The 17,951-nt window shown below is 71.4% G+C and carries 17 protein-coding genes; 7 read left to right on the top strand and 10 right to left on the bottom strand.

Annotation, left to right across the window (positions count from 1 at the left end; genetic code table 11):
* Window positions 1-79: 79 nt before the first annotated feature.
* The 4 genes from ACFY1L_RS29920 to ACFY1L_RS29905 are packed head-to-tail and all read right to left on the bottom strand — an operon-like array spanning window position 80 to window position 4,469.
* On the bottom strand, window positions 80-1,045 hold the full coding sequence (locus tag ACFY1L_RS29920) for a PDR/VanB family oxidoreductase (protein ID WP_388830971.1): 966 nt from the start codon (window positions 1,043-1,045) through the stop codon (window positions 80-82).
* A 19-nt stretch (window positions 1,046-1,064) separates the two neighbouring features.
* On the bottom strand, window positions 1,065-2,255 hold the full coding sequence (locus tag ACFY1L_RS29915; RefSeq protein WP_388830969.1) for an acetyl-CoA C-acyltransferase: 1,191 nt from the start codon (window positions 2,253-2,255) through the stop codon (window positions 1,065-1,067).
* Window positions 2,256-2,285: 30 nt separating this feature from the next.
* The gene (locus ACFY1L_RS29910; protein ID WP_388830967.1) at window positions 2,286-2,891 is read right to left on the bottom strand and encodes a histidine phosphatase family protein; all 606 of its coding nucleotides are present in this window, start codon (window positions 2,889-2,891) and stop codon (window positions 2,286-2,288) included.
* Window positions 2,892-2,930: 39 nt separating this feature from the next.
* Window positions 2,931-4,469, bottom strand: coding sequence for an AMP-binding protein (locus ACFY1L_RS29905; RefSeq protein ID WP_388830965.1), 1,539 nt, complete (start codon window positions 4,467-4,469; stop codon window positions 2,931-2,933).
* A gap of 193 nt (window positions 4,470-4,662) precedes the next feature.
* Here ACFY1L_RS29905 and ACFY1L_RS29900 point away from each other — a divergent pair, with 193 nt between their 5' ends.
* From ACFY1L_RS29900 to ACFY1L_RS29890, 3 genes are all read left to right on the top strand, one after another.
* A complete protein-coding gene (locus tag ACFY1L_RS29900; RefSeq protein ID WP_388830963.1) occupies window positions 4,663-5,901 on the top strand; it encodes an acyl-CoA dehydrogenase family protein in 1,239 nt (412 codons plus the stop codon).
* Between the two features lie 70 nt (window positions 5,902-5,971).
* Window positions 5,972-6,736: an SDR family NAD(P)-dependent oxidoreductase gene (locus tag ACFY1L_RS29895; RefSeq protein ID WP_388830960.1), complete on the top strand. Its 765-nt coding sequence runs from the start codon at window positions 5,972-5,974 to the stop codon at window positions 6,734-6,736.
* A gap of 3 nt (window positions 6,737-6,739) precedes the next feature.
* Window positions 6,740-7,537 (top strand): ThuA domain-containing protein, encoded by a 798-nt coding sequence (locus tag ACFY1L_RS29890; RefSeq protein ID WP_388830958.1) that lies wholly within the window; start codon window positions 6,740-6,742, stop codon window positions 7,535-7,537.
* 36 nt (window positions 7,538-7,573) lie between these two features.
* Here the strand turns inward: ACFY1L_RS29890 and ACFY1L_RS29885 are convergent, their stop codons facing one another.
* From ACFY1L_RS29885 to ACFY1L_RS29870, 4 genes are all read right to left on the bottom strand, one after another.
* A complete protein-coding gene (locus ACFY1L_RS29885) occupies window positions 7,574-8,617 on the bottom strand; it encodes an NAD(P)-dependent alcohol dehydrogenase (RefSeq protein WP_388830956.1) in 1,044 nt (347 codons plus the stop codon).
* Window positions 8,618-8,619: 2 nt separating this feature from the next.
* Window positions 8,620-9,690, bottom strand: a complete 1,071-nt coding sequence (locus tag ACFY1L_RS29880; protein WP_388830954.1) for an ABC transporter permease — start codon at window positions 9,688-9,690, stop codon at window positions 8,620-8,622.
* 87 nt (window positions 9,691-9,777) lie between these two features.
* Window positions 9,778-11,289, bottom strand: coding sequence for a sugar ABC transporter ATP-binding protein (locus tag ACFY1L_RS29875; protein WP_388830952.1), 1,512 nt, complete (start codon window positions 11,287-11,289; stop codon window positions 9,778-9,780).
* Window positions 11,286-12,428, bottom strand: coding sequence for a sugar ABC transporter substrate-binding protein (locus tag ACFY1L_RS29870; RefSeq protein ID WP_388830950.1), 1,143 nt, complete (start codon window positions 12,426-12,428; stop codon window positions 11,286-11,288). Before ACFY1L_RS29870 ends, ACFY1L_RS29875 begins: the two co-directional genes overlap by 4 nt.
* 358 nt (window positions 12,429-12,786) lie before the next feature.
* On the opposite strand from ACFY1L_RS29870, the gene ACFY1L_RS29865 reads away from it, so the two are divergent.
* The 4 genes from ACFY1L_RS29865 to ACFY1L_RS29850 are packed head-to-tail and all read left to right on the top strand — an operon-like array spanning window position 12,787 to window position 15,762.
* A complete protein-coding gene (locus tag ACFY1L_RS29865; protein ID WP_388830948.1) occupies window positions 12,787-14,193 on the top strand; it encodes an SRPBCC family protein in 1,407 nt (468 codons plus the stop codon).
* Between the two features lie 8 nt (window positions 14,194-14,201).
* Window positions 14,202-14,501 (top strand): 2Fe-2S iron-sulfur cluster-binding protein, encoded by a 300-nt coding sequence (locus tag ACFY1L_RS29860; protein ID WP_388830946.1) that lies wholly within the window; start codon window positions 14,202-14,204, stop codon window positions 14,499-14,501.
* A 9-nt stretch (window positions 14,502-14,510) separates the two neighbouring features.
* A complete protein-coding gene (locus tag ACFY1L_RS29855; protein ID WP_388830944.1) occupies window positions 14,511-14,726 on the top strand; it encodes a transposase in 216 nt (71 codons plus the stop codon).
* A gap of 4 nt (window positions 14,727-14,730) precedes the next feature.
* Window positions 14,731-15,762 (top strand): NADP-dependent oxidoreductase, encoded by a 1,032-nt coding sequence (locus ACFY1L_RS29850; RefSeq protein WP_388830942.1) that lies wholly within the window; start codon window positions 14,731-14,733, stop codon window positions 15,760-15,762.
* A 51-nt stretch (window positions 15,763-15,813) separates the two neighbouring features.
* Here the strand turns inward: ACFY1L_RS29850 and ACFY1L_RS29845 are convergent, their stop codons facing one another.
* Both ACFY1L_RS29845 and ACFY1L_RS29840 read right to left on the bottom strand, forming a co-directional pair.
* Window positions 15,814-16,128, bottom strand: coding sequence for a putative quinol monooxygenase (locus ACFY1L_RS29845; protein ID WP_388830940.1), 315 nt, complete (start codon window positions 16,126-16,128; stop codon window positions 15,814-15,816).
* A gap of 70 nt (window positions 16,129-16,198) precedes the next feature.
* Window positions 16,199-17,935 (bottom strand): PEP-utilizing enzyme, encoded by a 1,737-nt coding sequence (locus ACFY1L_RS29840; RefSeq protein WP_388830938.1) that lies wholly within the window; start codon window positions 17,933-17,935, stop codon window positions 16,199-16,201.
* Window positions 17,936-17,951 lie beyond the last annotated feature (16 nt).

The raw sequence follows: 17,951 nt of genomic DNA, 5'->3' as shown, positions 1-17,951 counted from the left end.
GGCCTTCCCGGACGGAGCGGGGTACTGCTGACTCCAAAGATACTAGGACGTCCTAGTAAATTGCTGGGGGTGATCGCCGTCACAGGTCGAGGACCAGGCGCGGCCCGCACGAGCGGGAGACGCAGATGAGCATGGTGTCGCCGGCGGCCCGCTCGTCTTCGGTCAGCAGCGAGTCGCGATGGTCGGGCTTGCCGTCCAGTACGTCCGTCTCACAGGTGCCGCACGTGCCTTCCCGGCACGAGAAGTCCACCGCGACCCCGGCCTCCTCGACCGTTTCGAGTACCGAGCGGTTCGGCGGCACGGTGAGGGTGAGCCCGGAACGAGCGAGCTCCAGCTCGAAGGCCTCGGTCGGGCCCGACTCCGTTGTCTGCGCCGGGGCGAACCGCTCCACGCCCAGCGTGCCGGGGGGCCAGCCCGCGCATTGCTCCTGCACCGCCCGCAGCAGGGGTTCGGGCCCGCAGGCGTGCACCAGGGTGCCCTCTTCGGGTACGCCGAGGTGGTCGGCGAGGTCCAGCAGGCCGTACTCGTCCTGCGGACGGACGAGGACGCGGTCCCCGTGCGGGGCGAGGCGGTCGAGGAACGCCATGGAGGCGCGGGTGCGGCCGCCGTACAGCAGAAGCCAGTCGGCTCCCGCGGCCTCGGCGGCCTCCACCATGGGAAGGATGGGCGTGATACCGACGCCGCCGGCGATGAACAGATGGCGTGCGGCGGGCCGCAACGGGAAGGTGTTCCGCGGTCCGCGGACCCGCACGGTGGAGCCTTCGCGCAGATGGTCGTGAACGTATGCGGAGCCGCCGCGGCCCCGCGGCTCGCGCAGCACGGCGATCTGCCAGGCCGCACGGTCGCCCGGGTGCCCGCACAGGGAGTACTGACGGATCAGGTCACCGTCGTCGCCGTCCAGGAGTACGTCGATGTGGGCGCCCGGCGTCCAGGCGGGGAGCGCACCGCCGTCGGGGCGGCGCAGGGTGAGGGAGACGACGCCGTCGGCGGCGGGAGCGCGGGTCTCCACGGTGAGGGTCGTCCAGGCGGGCAGTTGGTCGTTCATGGTGGGTCAGCTCCGGGGTTCAGGCCAGCGTGGGCACATGAAGCAGCAGCGCGTCGCCCTGGCCGCCGCCCCCGCACAGGGCCGCCGCTCCGCTGCCGCCTCCGCGCCGTCGCAGTTCGGTCGCGAGGGCCAGCACCAGCCGGGCTCCGGTCATGCCGACCGGGTGCCCGAGCGCGATCGCGCCGCCGTTGACGTTCACCTTGTCCAGAGGGATGTCCAGCTCCCGTACGGAAGCCAGGGCCACTGAGGCGAACGCCTCGTTGATCTCGAACAGGTCCAGATCGGCGCACTTCAGCCGGCCGTCCCGGGACAGGGCGTCGCGGACCGCGCCGGCCGGCTGGACGAGCAGTGAGGGGTCGGGGCCCGCGACCGTGCCGTAGGTGCCGATCTCGGCGAGCGGGGTCAGGCCCTCCCGCCGGGCGCGCTCCGCGCTCATCACGACGACGGCCGCGGCGCCGTCGGAGAGCTGTGACGAGTTGCCCGCGGTGATGGTGCCCGCGCCGGAGAAGGCCAGCTTCAGCCGCCCCAGGCTGTCTGCGGTGCTCCCCGGCCGTACGCCCTCGTCGGTGTCGACCGCCGTCTCGCCCCGGCGTCCGGTCACGGTGACGGGGACGATCTCCTCGCGCAGCGCACCCGACTCCTGCGCCTGGGCAGCCCGTTGATGGGACAGCGCGCTGTATGCGTCCTGCTCCTCGCGCGTCATGGCGTACGGCTGCTGGTACCGCTCGGTGGCCGCTCCCATGGACACGCCGTCGAAGGCGCAGACGAGGGCGTCACGGTCGAGGGCGTCCTCCACCGCGGTCGAGCCGTACTTCCAGCCGGTGCGTGATCCGCGCAGCAGGTGCGGGGTGCCCGACATGGACTCCATGCCGCCGGCGACGACCACCTCGTGACGGCCGGAGGCGATCATGAGGTCGGCCAGGGCGATGGCGTGCAGACCGGATAGACAGAGCTTGTTGACGGTGCTCGCGGGGACGGAGAACGGAATGCCGGCGCGGATCGCGGCCTGCCGTGCCGAGTTGGGGCCGGTCCCGGCCTGCACGACGTGACCCATGACGACGGCTTCCACGGCTGCCGGGTCCAGGTGCACGGCGGCCAGCGCCGCGCCGATGGCGTGAGCGCCGAGGTCGACCGCGGGCACCGTGCTCAGGGCGCCCATGAGTCTGCCGATGGGCGTCCTTGCTCCGGCGACGATGACGGATCCGGGCATGGCCGGGACCTCCTGGGGTGTGGGGCGGGGTCAGGCGGCCGCGTCGACGGCACGTCGGGCGATCATGTGGGCCGTCTCGTTCACCGAGTGCAGAACGATCCGGCCGCCGGGCATGCGCCGCACCCGGCTGACGGACGTGTAGCCGGGATGGAACCAGAACATCGTGGGCAGGCCGAGCACCGTCGCCAGGTAGGTGTTGGTGATCCCGCCGTGGCACACGACCGCGACCCGCCCGCCGGGATGGGCGTCGAAGATGGTGTCCATGGCCCGTACGGCACGCGCACGGAAGGCATCCCAGTCCAGGTCGGGCACGAAGTCCTCGTAGCGTCCCTCGGCGAGCGCCGCCGCGCGGGGATCCTCCGCGCCAATCTGCTCCGGTGGCATGTAGGGGTGGGAGACGTCGGTGTCCCACTCGCGCAGGTCGTCGAGGACGGTGGCGGTCATGCCGGTGAGGCGTTCCAGGGGAGCCACCGTCTCGCGGGCACGCTGGAACGGGCTGGTGTACAGGGCGTCGACGTCCTCGTGCACGAGCCAGGCGGCGAGACGCTCCGCCTGGGCGCTGCCCTCCGGCGACAGCCCCGGGTCGAACACGCCCGCCAGGGGGAGGCCGTGCCGGACGAGGAGGAGTTCGGTCATGGGTGATCCTTCGTACGGGTGAGGGGTGGGCGGGTCGGCTCAGCCGGCGATGGTCCGTTCCGAGCGCCAATAGGGGCGGCGCATCGCACGCTTGTCGAGCTTGCCCATCGCGTTGCGCAGCAGCTCGGGGACGAACTCGTACGACTTCGGGCACTTGTAGGCGGCAAGGCGGTCGTGGCAGAACCGGTCCAGCTCATCGGCCGGCGGCGCGTCCGCCGCGGCCACGACCAGCGCCCGCAGCGACTCGCCGAAGTCCGGGTCGGGCACGCCGATGACCGCGATCTCGGCGACCGCCGGGTGCTGCCGCAGGACCGCCTCGCTCTCGGCCGGGTACAGGTTCACGCCGCCGGAGACCACGACGTCCGCGGCCCGGTCGGTGATGAAGATGTAGCCGTTCGCGTCGACGTAGCCGATGTCGCCGAGCGTGAAGACGCCGGGGGAGAGATAGGCGGACCTGGTCTTGTCCGGGTCCGCGTGGTAGCGGACGCCCTGGTCCTCCGGAGCTCGGAAGGCCAGCAGTCCGCGTTCGCCGGGCGGCAGTTGCCGGCCGTCGTCGTCGGTGACCAGTACCTCGAACGGGGGCCGGACACGCCCGACCGAGCCCGGGTGCGCCAGCCACTCGGCGCTGCTGATGCGGGCGACGGTTCCCGCTTCGCTGGCGCCGTACGACTCGGTCAGCACCGGGCCGAACCAGTCGATCATGGCTCGCTTCACGTCCGGCGGACACGCGGAGCCGGTGTGCGAGACCTGCCGCAGGCTGGAGACGTCGTAGCGGGCGCGGACCTCTTCCGGGAGGGCGAGCAGCCGTTGGAAGTGGGTGGGCACCATCACGGTCGAGGAGACCCGCCACTTCTGTACACGGCTGAGGAACGTCTTCGCGTCGTACCTGCCGAGGACGACCACCGGCTGACCGGCCGCCAGGTGCCGAAGTGAGGTCAGCGGCGCGTTGTGCTGCAGCGGGCCGCACACCAGGTGCGGCCCTGGCGGGAACCCGGGCCGGGCGGCCATCGCCGCGAGGTAGGCGGAGCTGTCGGAGACCGGGCCGCTCACCCAGCGCACCTCGGTGCCGCGCGCCCGTCCGGTGGTTCCCGAGGTGTAGACGAGCGGAGGCCGGGCGGGCCGGTCCGTAGGGTCGGTGCGCCCGGCGGGGGCGGCTGCGAGCCACGGGTCCCAGTCGAAGGCGTGCCCCACCGCCGGGGTTCCGTGCATCACGACCGGCAGGCCCAGTTCCCGGGCCGCGTCGAGGGCGGCACCCGCGCCGACCGGTCCGGTGATGATTCCGGTCACGCCCGCGTCGATGATCTGGTCGACGAGTTCGCCCGACGTGAGATTCCGGGACGTGGCCACGGTCCCCACTCCGGCGCGCAGGCCTGCCAGATGGGCCACCAGCGTCGGGATCGCGTTGTCGCCGAGGACGGCGATCCGGTCGTCGGGGCCGGGCGCGAGCTCCAGCAGCCGTGCCGTCGCCCGTGCCACCTGGTCGGCGAGGCCCGACCAGGACAGCACGCCCAGGTCGTCCGCCAGGGCGGGCTCGTCGGGTGTCTCCTGGGCGCGACGGTCGAGTGGCAGCAGCGACATGGCTCCTCCGGCGGCTCCTGGGCCTCTCCCGATTCGAGGGGAGAGGGGATGCGGAGACTGTAGCGTTTATCAAGAAAGTGCGGAACACTCTGGTCCCAGACGGAGTCATTCCCCCAAGGTTCGGCGGTCTGGGTGGTGCACTCCCGATCATCGTTACTGAAACTGTCGTCTGGTAAGTACCCGAGGAGGAGCCATGTCCCAGCCCGGTCCGGACGCATGGCGCACACAGGTCCGGCAGTGGCTGGCCGGCGTGCTCGAACCGGCGAGGGCGCCGCAGTCCACCGAAGGGGCAGCCGACCTCGCCGTGTTCCACAACCTCCCGGAGGACGAGGAGCGCCTGCTGCTGGAGCGCTGCCGCGTCTACCAGCGGGCCCGCTTCGACGCCGGCTACCAGGCGCTGACCCTCCCCGAGGACAAGGGCGGCGCGGGCCTGACCGCCGCCCACGCGGCGGCCTTCGCCGAGGAGGAGTCCGCCTTCGAGGTGCCGCCGTCCACCGAGCTGATCAGCGTCACCGTGCGCCTGGTCGCGATGGCCGTCTCCCTGTTCGGGACGGCCGAGCAGCGTGACACGTACGCGCGCGCTTTCCTGCGCACCGACCTGCTGGCCTGCCAGCTCTTCAGCGAACCCGGTGCCGGATCCGACCTCGCGGCCCTGCGCACGCGTGCCCGCCAAGAAGGCGACGAGTGGGTGATCGACGGTCAGAAGGTGTGGACCTCGGGCGCCCAGTTCGCCGACTACGGTCTGCTGCTCGCCCGCACCGACCCGGACGTGGTCAAACAGGCCGGCATCACCGCCTTCCTGGTCCCGATGGACGCCACCGGCGTGGAGGTGCGACCCATCCGTCAGATGAGCGGCGGCGCCTCCTTCAACGAGGTCTTCCTCAGTGGCGTCCGTGTTCCGGACCGGCTGCGGATCGGGCGACCGGGCCAGGGATGGGAGGTCGCCACCACCACCCTCGCCTTCGAGCGGACCGCCTCCGGCGGCGGCAACCGTCGCAAGGGCGGCACGTTCGCGGACGTTCTCGCACTCGCCCGCTCCCTCGGCCGCTCCGGAGATCCGCTGGTCCGCCAGCGCCTCGCCGACCTGTACGTACGCGCCGCCCTGCGTGCGGCCACCGTGGACCGCGTCGCCAGGACGAGCGCCGCCGGCGGCCGGCCGGGCCCGGAGGCGTCGCTGACCAAACTCATGGCCTCCGACCTGCTCACCCGCACGGGACAGGTCGCCGCCAAGCTGATGGGCGCGCGGATCAGCGCAGACACCGGGGAGGCGGGCACCTTCGCCTGGGCGCAGCACCTGCTCGGCGCCCCCGGCTACCGGCTGGCCGGGGGCACCGACCAGATCCAGCGCAACCTGATCGGCGAACGGGTGCTGAAGCTGCCGCCGGAGCCGCGGGTGGACCGCATGCCGTTCTCGCAGCTTCCCGGCAACTGAGGCACCGGGGGACCTTCTCGGCAGTCGCAATTCGGCAGTCGCATTCGGCAATCACAAGGGAGTGACATCGATGGATCTGGGACTGACAGGCGCGAAGGCGCTGGTGACCGGCGCGAGCCGGGGCATCGGGCGGGCGATCGCCACCACCCTGGCGGCCGAGGGCTGCGCGCTGGCGTTGTGCGCCCGCGGCGAGGAAGGCTTGGCCAAGACCGCAGCCGAACTGCGCGGCGAGGGGGCCACGGTGTTCGCGGAACCGGTCGACGTCACCGACCCGGCCGCGCTCGCGGGCTTCGTGGAGCGCGCGGCCGGTGAACTCGGCGGCCTGGACCTGCTGGTGTCCAACGTGTCGGCGGGCAATGTGAAGGGCCCCGAGTCCTGGGAGGCCAGCCTGCGGGGCGACCTGATCCCGTTCGCGGGACTCGTCGAGGCGGCCCTTCCGTACCTGGAGGCCTCCGACCGGGCCGCCGTCGTCGCCATCGGCACCACCAACGCCTCCGACACCGCGCGCCCGGCCGGAGCGAACTCGTACTCCGCGCTCAAGGCAGCCGTGGTCCAGCACGCCTCGGCGCTCGCGCACGCCCTCGCGCCGAAGGGCATCCGCGTCAACACCGTCTCGCCCGGCCCGATCGACTTCCCCGGCGGCGCCTGGGAGACCATCCGCACCAGCCGCCCGGAGGTGTACGAGGAGGTGCTCGCCAAGCTCCCGATCGGCCGTTACGGCACCGCGGAGGACGTGGCCGCGGCGGTGGCGTTCCTGCTCGGGCGGACCGGCTCCTTCTGCGTCGGGGTCAACCTCGTGGTGGACGGCGGGCTGCTCACCCGCGTCCAGTACTGAGCCGTGGCAGGCCCGGCCGGCCGCCTGGACGCCGTACTGGTCTGCGGCGGCCGCTGGCACGACTTCGACCACGCGCGGCTTCGGCTGCTGGAGCTGCTCGGTGAACATCCACGGGTGCGCACCACCGTGTATCAGGACTACGACTGCGTGGCCGCGCTCGAGAAGGCCGACCTGCTGGTCACCTACACCTGTGACGTCCGGCCCCGCCCGGCACAGCGGGCCGCGCTGTCCCGGTTCGTCGAGCGGGGCGGGCGCTGGCTCGCCCTGCACGGCACCAACTCGGTGATCGAGCCGTCGGCGAGTGATGGACCGCGGGTGTTCACGACCCCGCGGCTCCTGGGGGAACTGGCGCCGGTGCTCGGCAGCCAGTTCCTGGCCCATCCGCCGATCGAGCCGTACGAGGTGCGGGTGACCCGGCCCGAGCATCCGCTGGTCGCCGGGGTCGGCCCGTTCACGGTCACCGACGAGCTGTACGTGTGCGAGCTGCACGGGGAGTTGGAGGTGCTGCTGCATGCCGAGTACACGGGGCCGTGCCGCGGTTTCGCCGAAGGGGACACGGCGGCCCTCGACGCCGCGCCCCGACCGGTGCTGTATCTCAAGCGGCACGGTCTCGGCGAGGTCTGCTACTTCACTCTCGGGCACTGCAGGGGCCGTTACGACGTACAGGACCTGGGCGTTGACGACACCGGCCGGGTGGACCGGGGGCCGTGGGAAACGCCGGAGTTCATGACGGTGCTGCGGCGGTGCGTGGAGCGGACGGTGAGTGGGCGAAACCCGGCAGAGGAGCGGGCCGGCACCTGAGCGAGGCTCGGGCGCCGGCCCTGCACGGGTCGCGGCTCAACCGTGCGGCAGTACCACCGCACGGCCGTTGATGTCGCCGGCGTGCAGACGCTCGTAGGCCGTCGGCGCCTCGTCGAGGGTGAATGTCTCGACGTGGGAGGAGACCAGCCCCTGTCGCGCCAGCTCGACGACCTCCATGAGTTCCGGGCGAGTGCCCCAGTAGGGGAACGAGGCGGAGACCTCGAACGGCAGCCCGCCGCCGAAGCCGACCGCCAGGGTGCCGCCGCCGATGCCGACGATCGTCACGTCGCCCGCCACCGCCACCGACGCCGCGGCCACCGCGAGCGTCGCCTCGGCTCCCACGAAGTCCAGCACCACCTCCGCTCCCGTCCCGCCGGTGAGCTCCCGCACCCCTGCGGCCGCCGCGCCGTCGGAGAGGAGCGTCTCGTGGGCGCCGACGGTGTGTGCCAGCTCGAGTTTTTCCTTGCTCACGTCGAGGGCGACCACCCTGGCCGGTGTCAGGGCGCGGAGCAGCTGTACGGCGAGGTGACCCAGGCCGCCCACCCCGATCACCACCGCCGTGCTGCCCGGGACCAGCTTGGGCAGTGACTTCCTGATCGCGTGATAGGGCGTCAGCCCCGCGTCGGTGAGCGGGGCGGCCTGCACCGGGTCCAGTCCGTTCAGCGGCACCAGGTGGCGGGGCGAGTCCACCAGCATGTACTCGGCGAGCGCACCGGGGGAGCCGAGTCCCGGCGGCAGGATCCCGAGCCCGGCGGCGCGCGGGCAGCAGTTCTCCTTGCCCTGGGCGCAGTTGTGGCAGTGCCCGCAGCCCCACGGGCCGTACACCGCCACGTCGTCGCCTTCCGCCACTGCCGTGACACCGCTGCCCACGGCCGCGACCGTGCCGACACCCTCGTGGCCGAGCGTCATCGGCAGCGGGTAGGGGAACTGCTCTTCGGGCCAGCCCATGACCGCCAGGTCGGAGTGGCACAGCCCCGCCGCCGTCACCTTCAACAGGACCTGGCCCGGGCCCGGTTCGGGCACGGGAACCTCGACGATCTCGGGGGTGTGTCCCACCCTTCGGTACTGCACAGCCTTCATTGTCAGGTCTCCTTGCTGGTGGCAGGCAGGGTGCCGCTCTCCGTGGGAGTCTCGGCGCCGGCACTCGAGGGGATTCCCTTCCTACGGCGCAGCACGGCAGGCAGGGCGATCCGGCCACCCGTGAGGACCAGCGCCACGATGAGGACCGAACCGGTGAACAGGCTCGCGGCCCACTGCGCGCTGGTGGCGAGCCCGAGTCCGGTGATGCCCGTGCCGAGCAGCAGGACCGCGAGCACCGTGCCCCATGCGTTGAAGCGGCCCGCGCGCAGCTGGGTCGCCCCGACGAAGGCGGCGGCGTACGCCGACAGCAGATACGGGGTGCCCGCGGTCGGCGAGCCGGATCCGACCGAGGACGCGAAGACGATGCCGGCGAAACCGGAGAGCAGCGCGGAGGTCACCAGGGTCAGAAAGCGCAGCCGGTCGGTACGCACGCCCTGCAGCCGGGCCGCGTCGGCGTTGAAGCCGGTCGCGTACAACCGGCGCCCGGTGGCGGTGTGTTCCAGCAGGAACCAGATGGCGAGCGCGGCGATCAGCAGATACAGCACCGGCAGGGTGATGCCGCCCGCGTCCAGCTGGGCGATGCTCGCGAACGGCTTGGCGAGGAGCTGCACACCGGTGATGGAGCTGTCGTTGGTGACCATGGTGATCAGTGACTGGATCAGCGCGCCGGTGGCCAGCGTGGCGATGAACGAGTCGACGCGCAGGACCACCACCACGATCCCGTTGACGACTCCGATCAGCAGCGCGGCGGTCATCGCCAGGGTGATCGCCGCGCCGGGACCGAGTCCGGCGGAGACCAGGAAGCGGGCGGTCAGCACGCTGGTGAGCGACATGGTGTAGGCGACCGAGAGGTCGAAGACACGTGCGGCCAGTGGCGGTACGACGCTGAGGGCCACCAGGCCGGCCACGGCGTTGCCGTTCAGTACCTGCTTGACCGTGGTGGTGGTCGGGAACGTGTCCGGCGCCCATACGGAGAAGAGCACGACGATGACCAGCCACACGTATACGGCGCCGATGTTCCGGAACGACAGGGCGGTCACCGCCCGTCGGCCAAGCGCCCCGGGGACGAACACCGCGGATCTTTGCGGTGCGGACGGCGGTAGCTCCGCCGCCCGGGTCGGTGTGGATGTCATGACAGAGGGTCCCTTCCAAGGCACATGTCACTCGGTTCCTTCCATGGCCTGCACGAGCGCGGACTCGGTGACGTCCCGGCCGCTGATCTCCCGTGCGATCCGGCCGTCGCGCACCACCAGGACGCGGGTGCACAGCGCGAGCAGGTCCTGCGTGTCGGAGGAGCACACGATGACGCCCATGCCCTCGTCGGCCTGACGCTCTATCAGGTCGTACAGCTGCAGGCGGGTGGCGACGTCCACGCCCGCCGTGGGTTCGCACAGCGCCAGCACGGGCGGGCGCTGTGCCAGGCAGCGGGCCATGACGACCTTCTGCTGGTTGCCGCCGCTCAGGGTGGTGATCCGGGCCCCGGGTCCGGCCGTGCGCACCCCGACCCGCCTGATCCAGTCCTCCGCCAGGGCGGACTCGCCGCGCCGGTGCAGCCGCCCGGCCCGGGCGCGCAGTCGGTGCAGGAGCGGGAGGGTGAGGTTCTCGCCGACCGAGAAGTCGCCGATCACTCCCTCGCCCGCCCGGTCCGCCGGGACCAGGGGAAGGCCCAGGGCGCCTGCGTCACGCGCCTCGGTCCACCGCTCGGAGCGTTCCGGCAGCCGCAGCCTGCCGCTCACCGGTCCGGCATGGGCCCCGCACACCGCGTACGGCACGATCTCGTGGCCGGAGCCGACCAGACCGGTGATGCCCAGACGCTCACCCCTGGCCAGGTCGAGGTCGACCCCCCGCAGGGGCCCGGCCCACAGGTCACGGACCTCCAGCACGGGGTCGGCGGGACCGGCGGAGGGCGCCGGGCGGTGGTCGGTCTCCGTCTCCTCGCCCGCCATGAGTTCCGCCAGCGAGCGCGGAGTGAGCTCGGCGACCCGGCGTGTGGCGATCCGGCGTCCGCCGCGGATGACGGTGACCCGGTCGGCGAGCGCGAAGATCTCGTCCATCCGGTGCGAGACGTACAGGACACCGGCGCCGGCGTCGCGGACCTCCCGCACGATGTCGAAAAGGCGGGCCACCTCGCCGGGCGGCAGCACGGCGGTGGGCTCGTCGAGCACCAGGACACCGCGGCCGCCCTCCCAGCCCTGCAGCGCGGCGGCGATGGCCACCACCACGCGCTGCACCGGGGTCGCCGTCACCAGGGGACGGCGTACGTCGATGCCGAGACCGAACCGTTCGACCAGGGCGGTCGTCCGTCTCTCCATCTCCGGCCAGCGGATGTTGCCGAACGCCGTGCGGGCGAAGCCGTGGCTGAGCGCCAGGTTGTCGATGGCGCTCAGCTCGCCCACCAGCCCCAGCTCCTGGTGGACGAAGCGGAGCCGGTCGTGGCGGGAGGCCGTGACATGGCCGAGGTCGAAGGGCTCGCCGTCGAGTTCGGCCACCGCACCCGGCTCCGCATGGTGGAAGCCGGCGAGGATCTTGATGAGGGTGGACTTGCCGGAGCCGTTGGGCCCGATGAGGGCGTGGATCTCGCCGGGCGCGACCTCGAGATCCACGTCCCTCAGTGCCTGGGTGGCGCCGAATCTCTTCGACAGGGCGGCCACCCGCAGTACCGGCCCGGTCAACTCAGGCCCCAGAGCGCCTTGAACTGCTTCTGGTAGCTCTCGACGATCGGGAAGTCGCCGTCGGCGGAAGGCAGGTTGTCCTTGGTGACGAGCATGTTGGGCAGCGCCGCCTTCTGGTCCACAGCCATGGACTGGCCGGTGAAGTGCCGGGCCAGCGCGTCGACCTGGAGCCAGGCCGTCTCATGGGAGTTCAGCGCCATCGCGCCGTCGGTGAGACCGCTCTGGATGTACTGGTAGTTCTGCGCGTCACCGACGTTGACCACGATGTGCTTGCCGGTGAGGCCGGCGGTCTTCAGCGCGGCCGGTACGCCCACGTTGAGCAGGCCCAGGGAGAAGACGACATGGGTCACCTTCGGGTGTGAGCGGAGATACGACACCACGCGGTCCGGCATGTCCTTGCCCACCGCGGTGATCGGCACGTCGACGTTGTCCAGCGCACAACCGGCGCACCATTCCTTGTAGTTGGCCGCGAAGGAGTCCTTGACGGGCTTGAGGATCGTGTACGCCGGCAGATCGAAGTACACGGTGTTCGCCTGGGCGCCGCTGTTCGACACCACCCACGAGGCGAGCATCCGGCCCTGGACGCCGACGTCCTTCGGCCCGTTCTTCAGCAGGGAGATGCCGTCGCCCACCACGTCGTCGGCGTTCGACTGGATGACGGGGATACCGGCCGCCTTCAGCTGTGCCAGCTGCTTGGCGTAGACGGCACGTGGGAAACCGGAGGCGACGACGGCGTCCGGCTTGTCGCGTACGGCCTGTTCGTAGGCGGCCTGGACGGACTCCGGCGTGCCCTGGGTGGCGATCTGCTTGACCTTCCAGCCGAGTTGCCCCGCGGCGCCGGTGAAGAAGTCGGCGAGGTCCTTGCAGGACTGGACGCCGCACAGGATGAAGTCGATCTTCTTGCCCTTGGGAATCTTCTTGCCGACCGGCTGGGTGACGGAGATCGCGGCCGGGCGCTGCGCATACGTCTTCAGAGCCGCACGGGCCGCCGTCAGGCCGGGCGATCCGGGCGCCGCCGCCTGCGAGGAGTCGGCGGCCGGGGTCGTGCCGCTGCCGCACGCCGTCAGGGTGAGCAGGGCAGTGACGGGGACGATCGCGGTGAGGGCGCGGCGGACCGCGCGACCGGGTCTGGAACTCATCGTTGAGAACTCCCGTGGTGTGGCGCACGCAAGAGGTGCTGGGGAAGGCAGGGCTGCGTGGATCGCCGGCGTGGGGTACGGCGCGGGCCACCGGGGTGAGAGCCCGGGGCGCTGGGGCCGGGACGGGCAGAAGACCGTTCCGGAACGGAGAAACTTATGAGGCACTACAGCCTCAAGTGGGTCGGAGTGTGACATGCCCCGGCGTGCTTGGGGAGAGGGTCGCCGCAAGAAATTCCAGGATCTCAGGCTCATTTCGCGATGACCTCGGCAGATGCGGGCTCGTTCACCGTCGCGAGTGTTGCTCCCGACCGCAACCGGTAACTACACTCACTCTAAAGTTTCTGCTGGAGGAGAGATGATGGACGAAACATCGGAGCTGGGCACGGCGCGGTGCCCCGGGCCCAGCGTCCAGGACTACCTCGACCAGGACAGCCGCCCTGTTCCCCCCGCGCTGAGGTACGAGCGGAACGACCACCTCGGCAGCGAGGACATCGACACCGCCCGCTTCACCTCCCGCGAATGGGCCGAACGCGAGATGCGGCAGGTGTGGCGCCGCGTCTGGCAGTTCGCCTGCCTGGAGAGCGAGATTCCCGAGGTCGGCGACCACGAGGTCTACGAGATCGGCGACGACTCGCTCATCGTCGTGCGCACGGCCCCCGACGAGATCCGCGCCTTCGTCAACGTCTGCCTGCACCGCGGACGCAAACTGCGCACCGGCGGCGGCAACGTCAGCGAGTTCCGCTGCTCCTTCCACGGCTTCGCCTGGAACCTCGACGGCACGATGCAGACCCCGCCCTGCGCCTGGGACTTCCCGCACGTCACTCCGGAGAAGTTCGCTCTTCCCGAGGCTCAGGTGGCCACCTGGCGCGGCTTCGTCTTCATCAACATGGACCCGTACGCGGAGTCCTTCGACTCCTACCGCGGCACCTTCGACGACTACTACATCTGGCCACTGGAGAAGCGCTACAAGTCGCTGCACATCGCCAAGGTGCTGCCCTGCAACTGGAAGATCGCGCAGGACGCCTTCATCGAGTCCTTCCACGTGATCGCCACCCACCCGCAGATGCTGCCGTGGCTCGCCGACGCCAACTCCCAGTACGACGTCATGGCGGACCAGCCGAACTGGAACCGGATGATCAACATCCAGGGCGCGCCCAGCCCGCACGTGGCGGAGTCCGTCACGGAGGAGGACGTCCTCGAGACGTTCTACGACTCGCGCTCGTTCTACGCCGCGGCCCAGGGCCGTGACCTGGTGATGCAGGAGGGCGACGAAATGCCGGCGATCCCACCGGGCGGCACCGCCCGCCAGGTCCTCGCCGAGCGGATGCGCGCGCAACTGGCGGCCACCTCGCAGCAGGACTTCTCGCAGACCGCCGACACCGAACTGCTGGACGCCATCAACTACTTGCTGTTCCCCAACTTCAACCCCTGGGGCGGCGCCAAGTCCAACATCATCTACCGGTTCCGGCCCAACGGCCTCGACCCGGACTCCTGCACCGCGGAGATCATCTTCATGTCCTCCCCGAAGCAGCCCGGCGAGATGCCGCCCCCGGTGAAGATCCGCTGGGTGCCGGAGGACATGCTCTTCGCCGACATCCCCGAACTCGGCGTGCTCGGCCCCGTCTTCGACCAGGACTGCGAAAACCTCCCCTACGTCCAGCAGGGCCTCAAGGCGATGCGCAAGCCGGGCATCACCCTGGCCAACTACCAGGAGAGCCGCATCCGCCACTTCAACCGGACGCTCGACCAGTGGATGGACCAGTGACCCACCGCGTGGCGGTCAGACCCCTGGGCGTCGAGCTCGAAGTCCTCGACGGCGAGGACCTGTTCACCGCCGCCCAGCGGCTCGGCTACCGCTGGCCCACCGTCTGCGGCGGCAAGGGCACCTGCCGTACCTGCTTCGTCCAGGTGGAGGACGGCGCCGAGAACTGTTCCCCCGTGGGCCCGTTGGAGCGCGAGGGCATCGAGGCCCTGCGCAGGCCGGTGGACGGCCTGACCCGGCTCGCCTGCCGGCTCCGGGTCGAGGGCCCGGTGACCGTGACCAAGCGCGGCGTGCGCCGCCGAGTGCAGTAGTGAGGCCCCATGTCCAAGCAAGTGATCCACCCGCTGACCGGGCATGTGTACCGGCTCACCGAGGACGGACTCGTCGAGGTGACCGACCCCAGGACCGGGGCACAGGGCGTCTTCGACTTCCAGGCCCGGTGGCAGTCGGGCGAACTGCGCCACGCCGACCTCCAGATGGCCGGCTGGGTCGGCCGCCTCGCACAGCGGCGCATCGCGCCCCAGCCGGAGGGATGACCCCGTGTCCCCGCGCACCACCCGGGTGGTCTGTCTGGTACGCCGCCCCGAAAGAGAGCCGGCCCCCGGTGACTTCGCCGTCGAGGAACGCCCCCTGCCGCCCCTCGGTGAGGGCCAACTCCTGGTCCGCAACCTCTACATGAGCGTCGACCCGTCCATGCGCGGGCGGCTGGAGAGCACCGAGAAGCACTACACGCACAACTTCACCCCCGGATCACCGCTCGACGGCCGGGCCCTGGGTGTCGTGGAGGAGAGCCGCTGTCCCGGCGTGCCGCCCGGTGCCTACGTCCGCCACCAACTCGGCTGGCGGGAGCGGGCCGTGCTGGACGCGGCGGACACCGACGGAGCGGATCGCATCGACCCGCAACTCGCCCCGCTGCCCACCTGGTTGGGTCTGCTCGGCCAGACCGGATTCACCGCGTACGTGGGCCTGACCCGGATCGCGGAGCTGCGCCCCGGCGACACCGTCTTCGTGTCGGCCGCGGCCGGGGCCGTCGGCACCGCCGCCGGCCAGTTCGCGCGCCTGCTGGGCGCGGACCGAGTCGTCGGTACCGCAGGCGGACCGGACAAGTGCGCCCTGCTGGTCAAGGAGTTCGGTTACGGCGACGCCGCGGACTACCGTGCCGAGCCGGTGCGCGACGCCCTGGCCCGGATGGCACCCGACGGCATCGACGTGTACTTCGACAACGTCGGCGGAGAGCAGCTCGCCGCCGCCCTGCACGCGCTGCGGACCGGTGGCCGGGTCGCTCTGTGCGGCATGATGTCGCAGTTCGGCGGCGCCCGACGGACCGTGGACATCAACCATTTGATCCAGGCGGTCCTCAAACGGCTGACGCTGTGCGGTTTCATCGTCCGCGACCACGACGACCTGCGGCCGGAGTTCGAGCAGCGGGTCGCGGGGTGGCTCGCCGAGGGCCGGATCACCGCGCGCGAGACGGTCGTGGACGGCCTGGAGAACGCCGCGGGGGCGCTGCTGTCCCTGCTCGGCGGCGGAAACGTCGGCAAGATGCTGGTTCGCCTGGGCGATTCCGGCTGAAACGGCCCCGTCCGGCAGGCCGAAACGGCGCCCCCGCCCGGGGGCGCCGTTTCAGCGCATGGGGTGTGACGCGGCGACGGTGTGGGCCGTCAGGGAGACCCCGACTCGGGTCAGCCCCGCCACGGCCGCCCGGAAGTCCTTGATGTGCGCGGTGGAGAAGTGCTCGTCGAGGGCCTGCCGGGAGGTCCAGTGCTCGTACACCCGGATACGCCGCTCGTCGACGGGATCGGCGGTCATGGCGTAGTCCAGACAGCCGGGTTCCTGCTCGCGGGTATGCCGGCCCAGCTCGACGAGGGCTCTCAGCATGGCGTCGCGGTCGGCGGGCTCGTAGTCCATCCAGCCGGCGACGATGATTTCCTCGGCCACGGGATTCCTTTCGCGGTCGTGCCCGCGGGCCCGTCGCCCCGGTGCAGGGGAGCGACGGGCCCGCGGTGCTTCAGATGCCGAGCGGCGCCGGGACGCTGTCCACGGTGACGGTGCCCTGGTCACCGTCGACCGTGATCACCATCCCGTCCCGAAGGCGCTGTGTCCCGCCCTCGACGGAGATGACGGCCGGGATGCCCAGTTCGCGGCAGACCACCACGGCGTGGCTGTTGAGCGCGCCCACGTCCACCACGGCCGCTCCGGCGACCAGGAACAGCGGTGTCCAGGCGGCGTCCGTGATCGGCGCGACCAGCACCTCCCCGGGCTCCAGCGCCTCGCACGAGGCCGGGTCGGTGACCACCCGGACCCGGCCCGTGTAGGTGCCGTGGCTGCCGCCGACACCGCCGAGGACATCACCCTCGACGGCCGCCTGCGTCCGCTCCTCGGCGCGCCGCGGCCAGGTGCCGATGTCGGTCTGCGCGTCCTCCGCGACGAAGAATGGCGGTTCCAGTTCGTGCAGGGCGGCGTACTCCTCGAGCCGCCGCGCGATGACGGGGCCGAAGGACTCCGGGGCTGCGACGTAGTCGTCGAGCTCGGTGTCCAGCAGCATCATCACGTCCTCGGGCCGGGCGAAGAGCCCTGCCTCGACGCCGCGCCGACCGAGCTCCCGTACGGCCATGCGGATCTCGTTGACGACGGTGACGCAGTTCGCCTTGGTGCGCTCGCGGGCCGGGATCCACACCTGCGAGGCGTGCGTGCCGGCGTCGAACATGGGCTGTGTCTCCTCGGGCAGCGCGGCCCGGATCTCCTGCGCCGTCCGCTCGCGCCGTTCGGTCAGCCGTGTCCGGCGGGCGGCGGGGGAGTCGTCGTCGGGACTGTGGCGGATCCGGTCGACCAGGGCCAGCGCCTGGACGGGCGCCGCCTCCCAGGACAGTGCGTGGATGTCCCACTCGTTGGGGCCGCGGTCGCCGGACTCGGCCAGGAACTCCTCGAAGGCGTCGCGGAACGTCTTCACGTCGCCGGTCGCCCCGTCGAGGGCCTGCTCCACGGCGGCCGGACCCTGGTCGAACAGCGCGCTCAGCTCGGCCGAGGCCGCCACCTGGCGGGACAGTGCCCACAGCCCGGTCGAGGGGGAGGCGGAGTCGACGTCGCCGAGACCGCCGATGAGATCGAGCATGGCGCCGGGGCGGTCCACGCTCGCGCACAGCGGGCCGAGGATCGCCGGTCCGACGGACGCGGGCAGCGAGGACTCGACGTGCCGCTGGAAGGTCGTCTCCACCTCGTCCAGCAACGACCGTGCGTACGCGACCAGTTCGGCCTCGGACAGCCGCGTCAGGTCGGGCCGGGAGCGGCGCAGTACGCGCAAGCGCTGCCGGTCGGCGTCGGCCTCCGGGAAGCCGCTCTGGCCGAGCATCCGCTGAAGCGTCCCGCCCGCCTTGGCGGTCAGCTCCTCGTCCTGGTCGTCCGGGTGCGCCAGGTACACCGGAGTGTCGGAACGCTGTCCGACGAAGGCCGCGTCGATCTGGTCCGCCGTCTGGCCCATACGGATGCCGAACAGCCGCATGTGGGACAGGTTCAGGTAGAAGTGGCCGCCGAACATGCCGACGAACGGCGGTCGGGGGCCGGCCACCTCCTCCTCGCGGTAGATGCCGAACCCGACGAAGCCGCGACGCCAGCCCTGCAGGCCCTGCCCCCACACCAGGGTCCAGCCCAGCGGGCTGGCGGGTTCCGGCAGGGTCTCGCCCGCGTTGGCGCGGGTGTAGTGCGGCAGCCGCTCACTGCGCTGCCAGTCCGTGATCCAGCTCTTCATGACCGAGGTCTCCCGC

It is taken from the genome of Streptomyces sp. NPDC001663 (genome assembly GCF_042893105.1).
Classification (GTDB): Bacteria; Actinomycetota; Actinomycetes; order Streptomycetales; family Streptomycetaceae; genus Streptomyces.
This window is presented reverse-complemented; position numbering and strand designations above follow the sequence as displayed.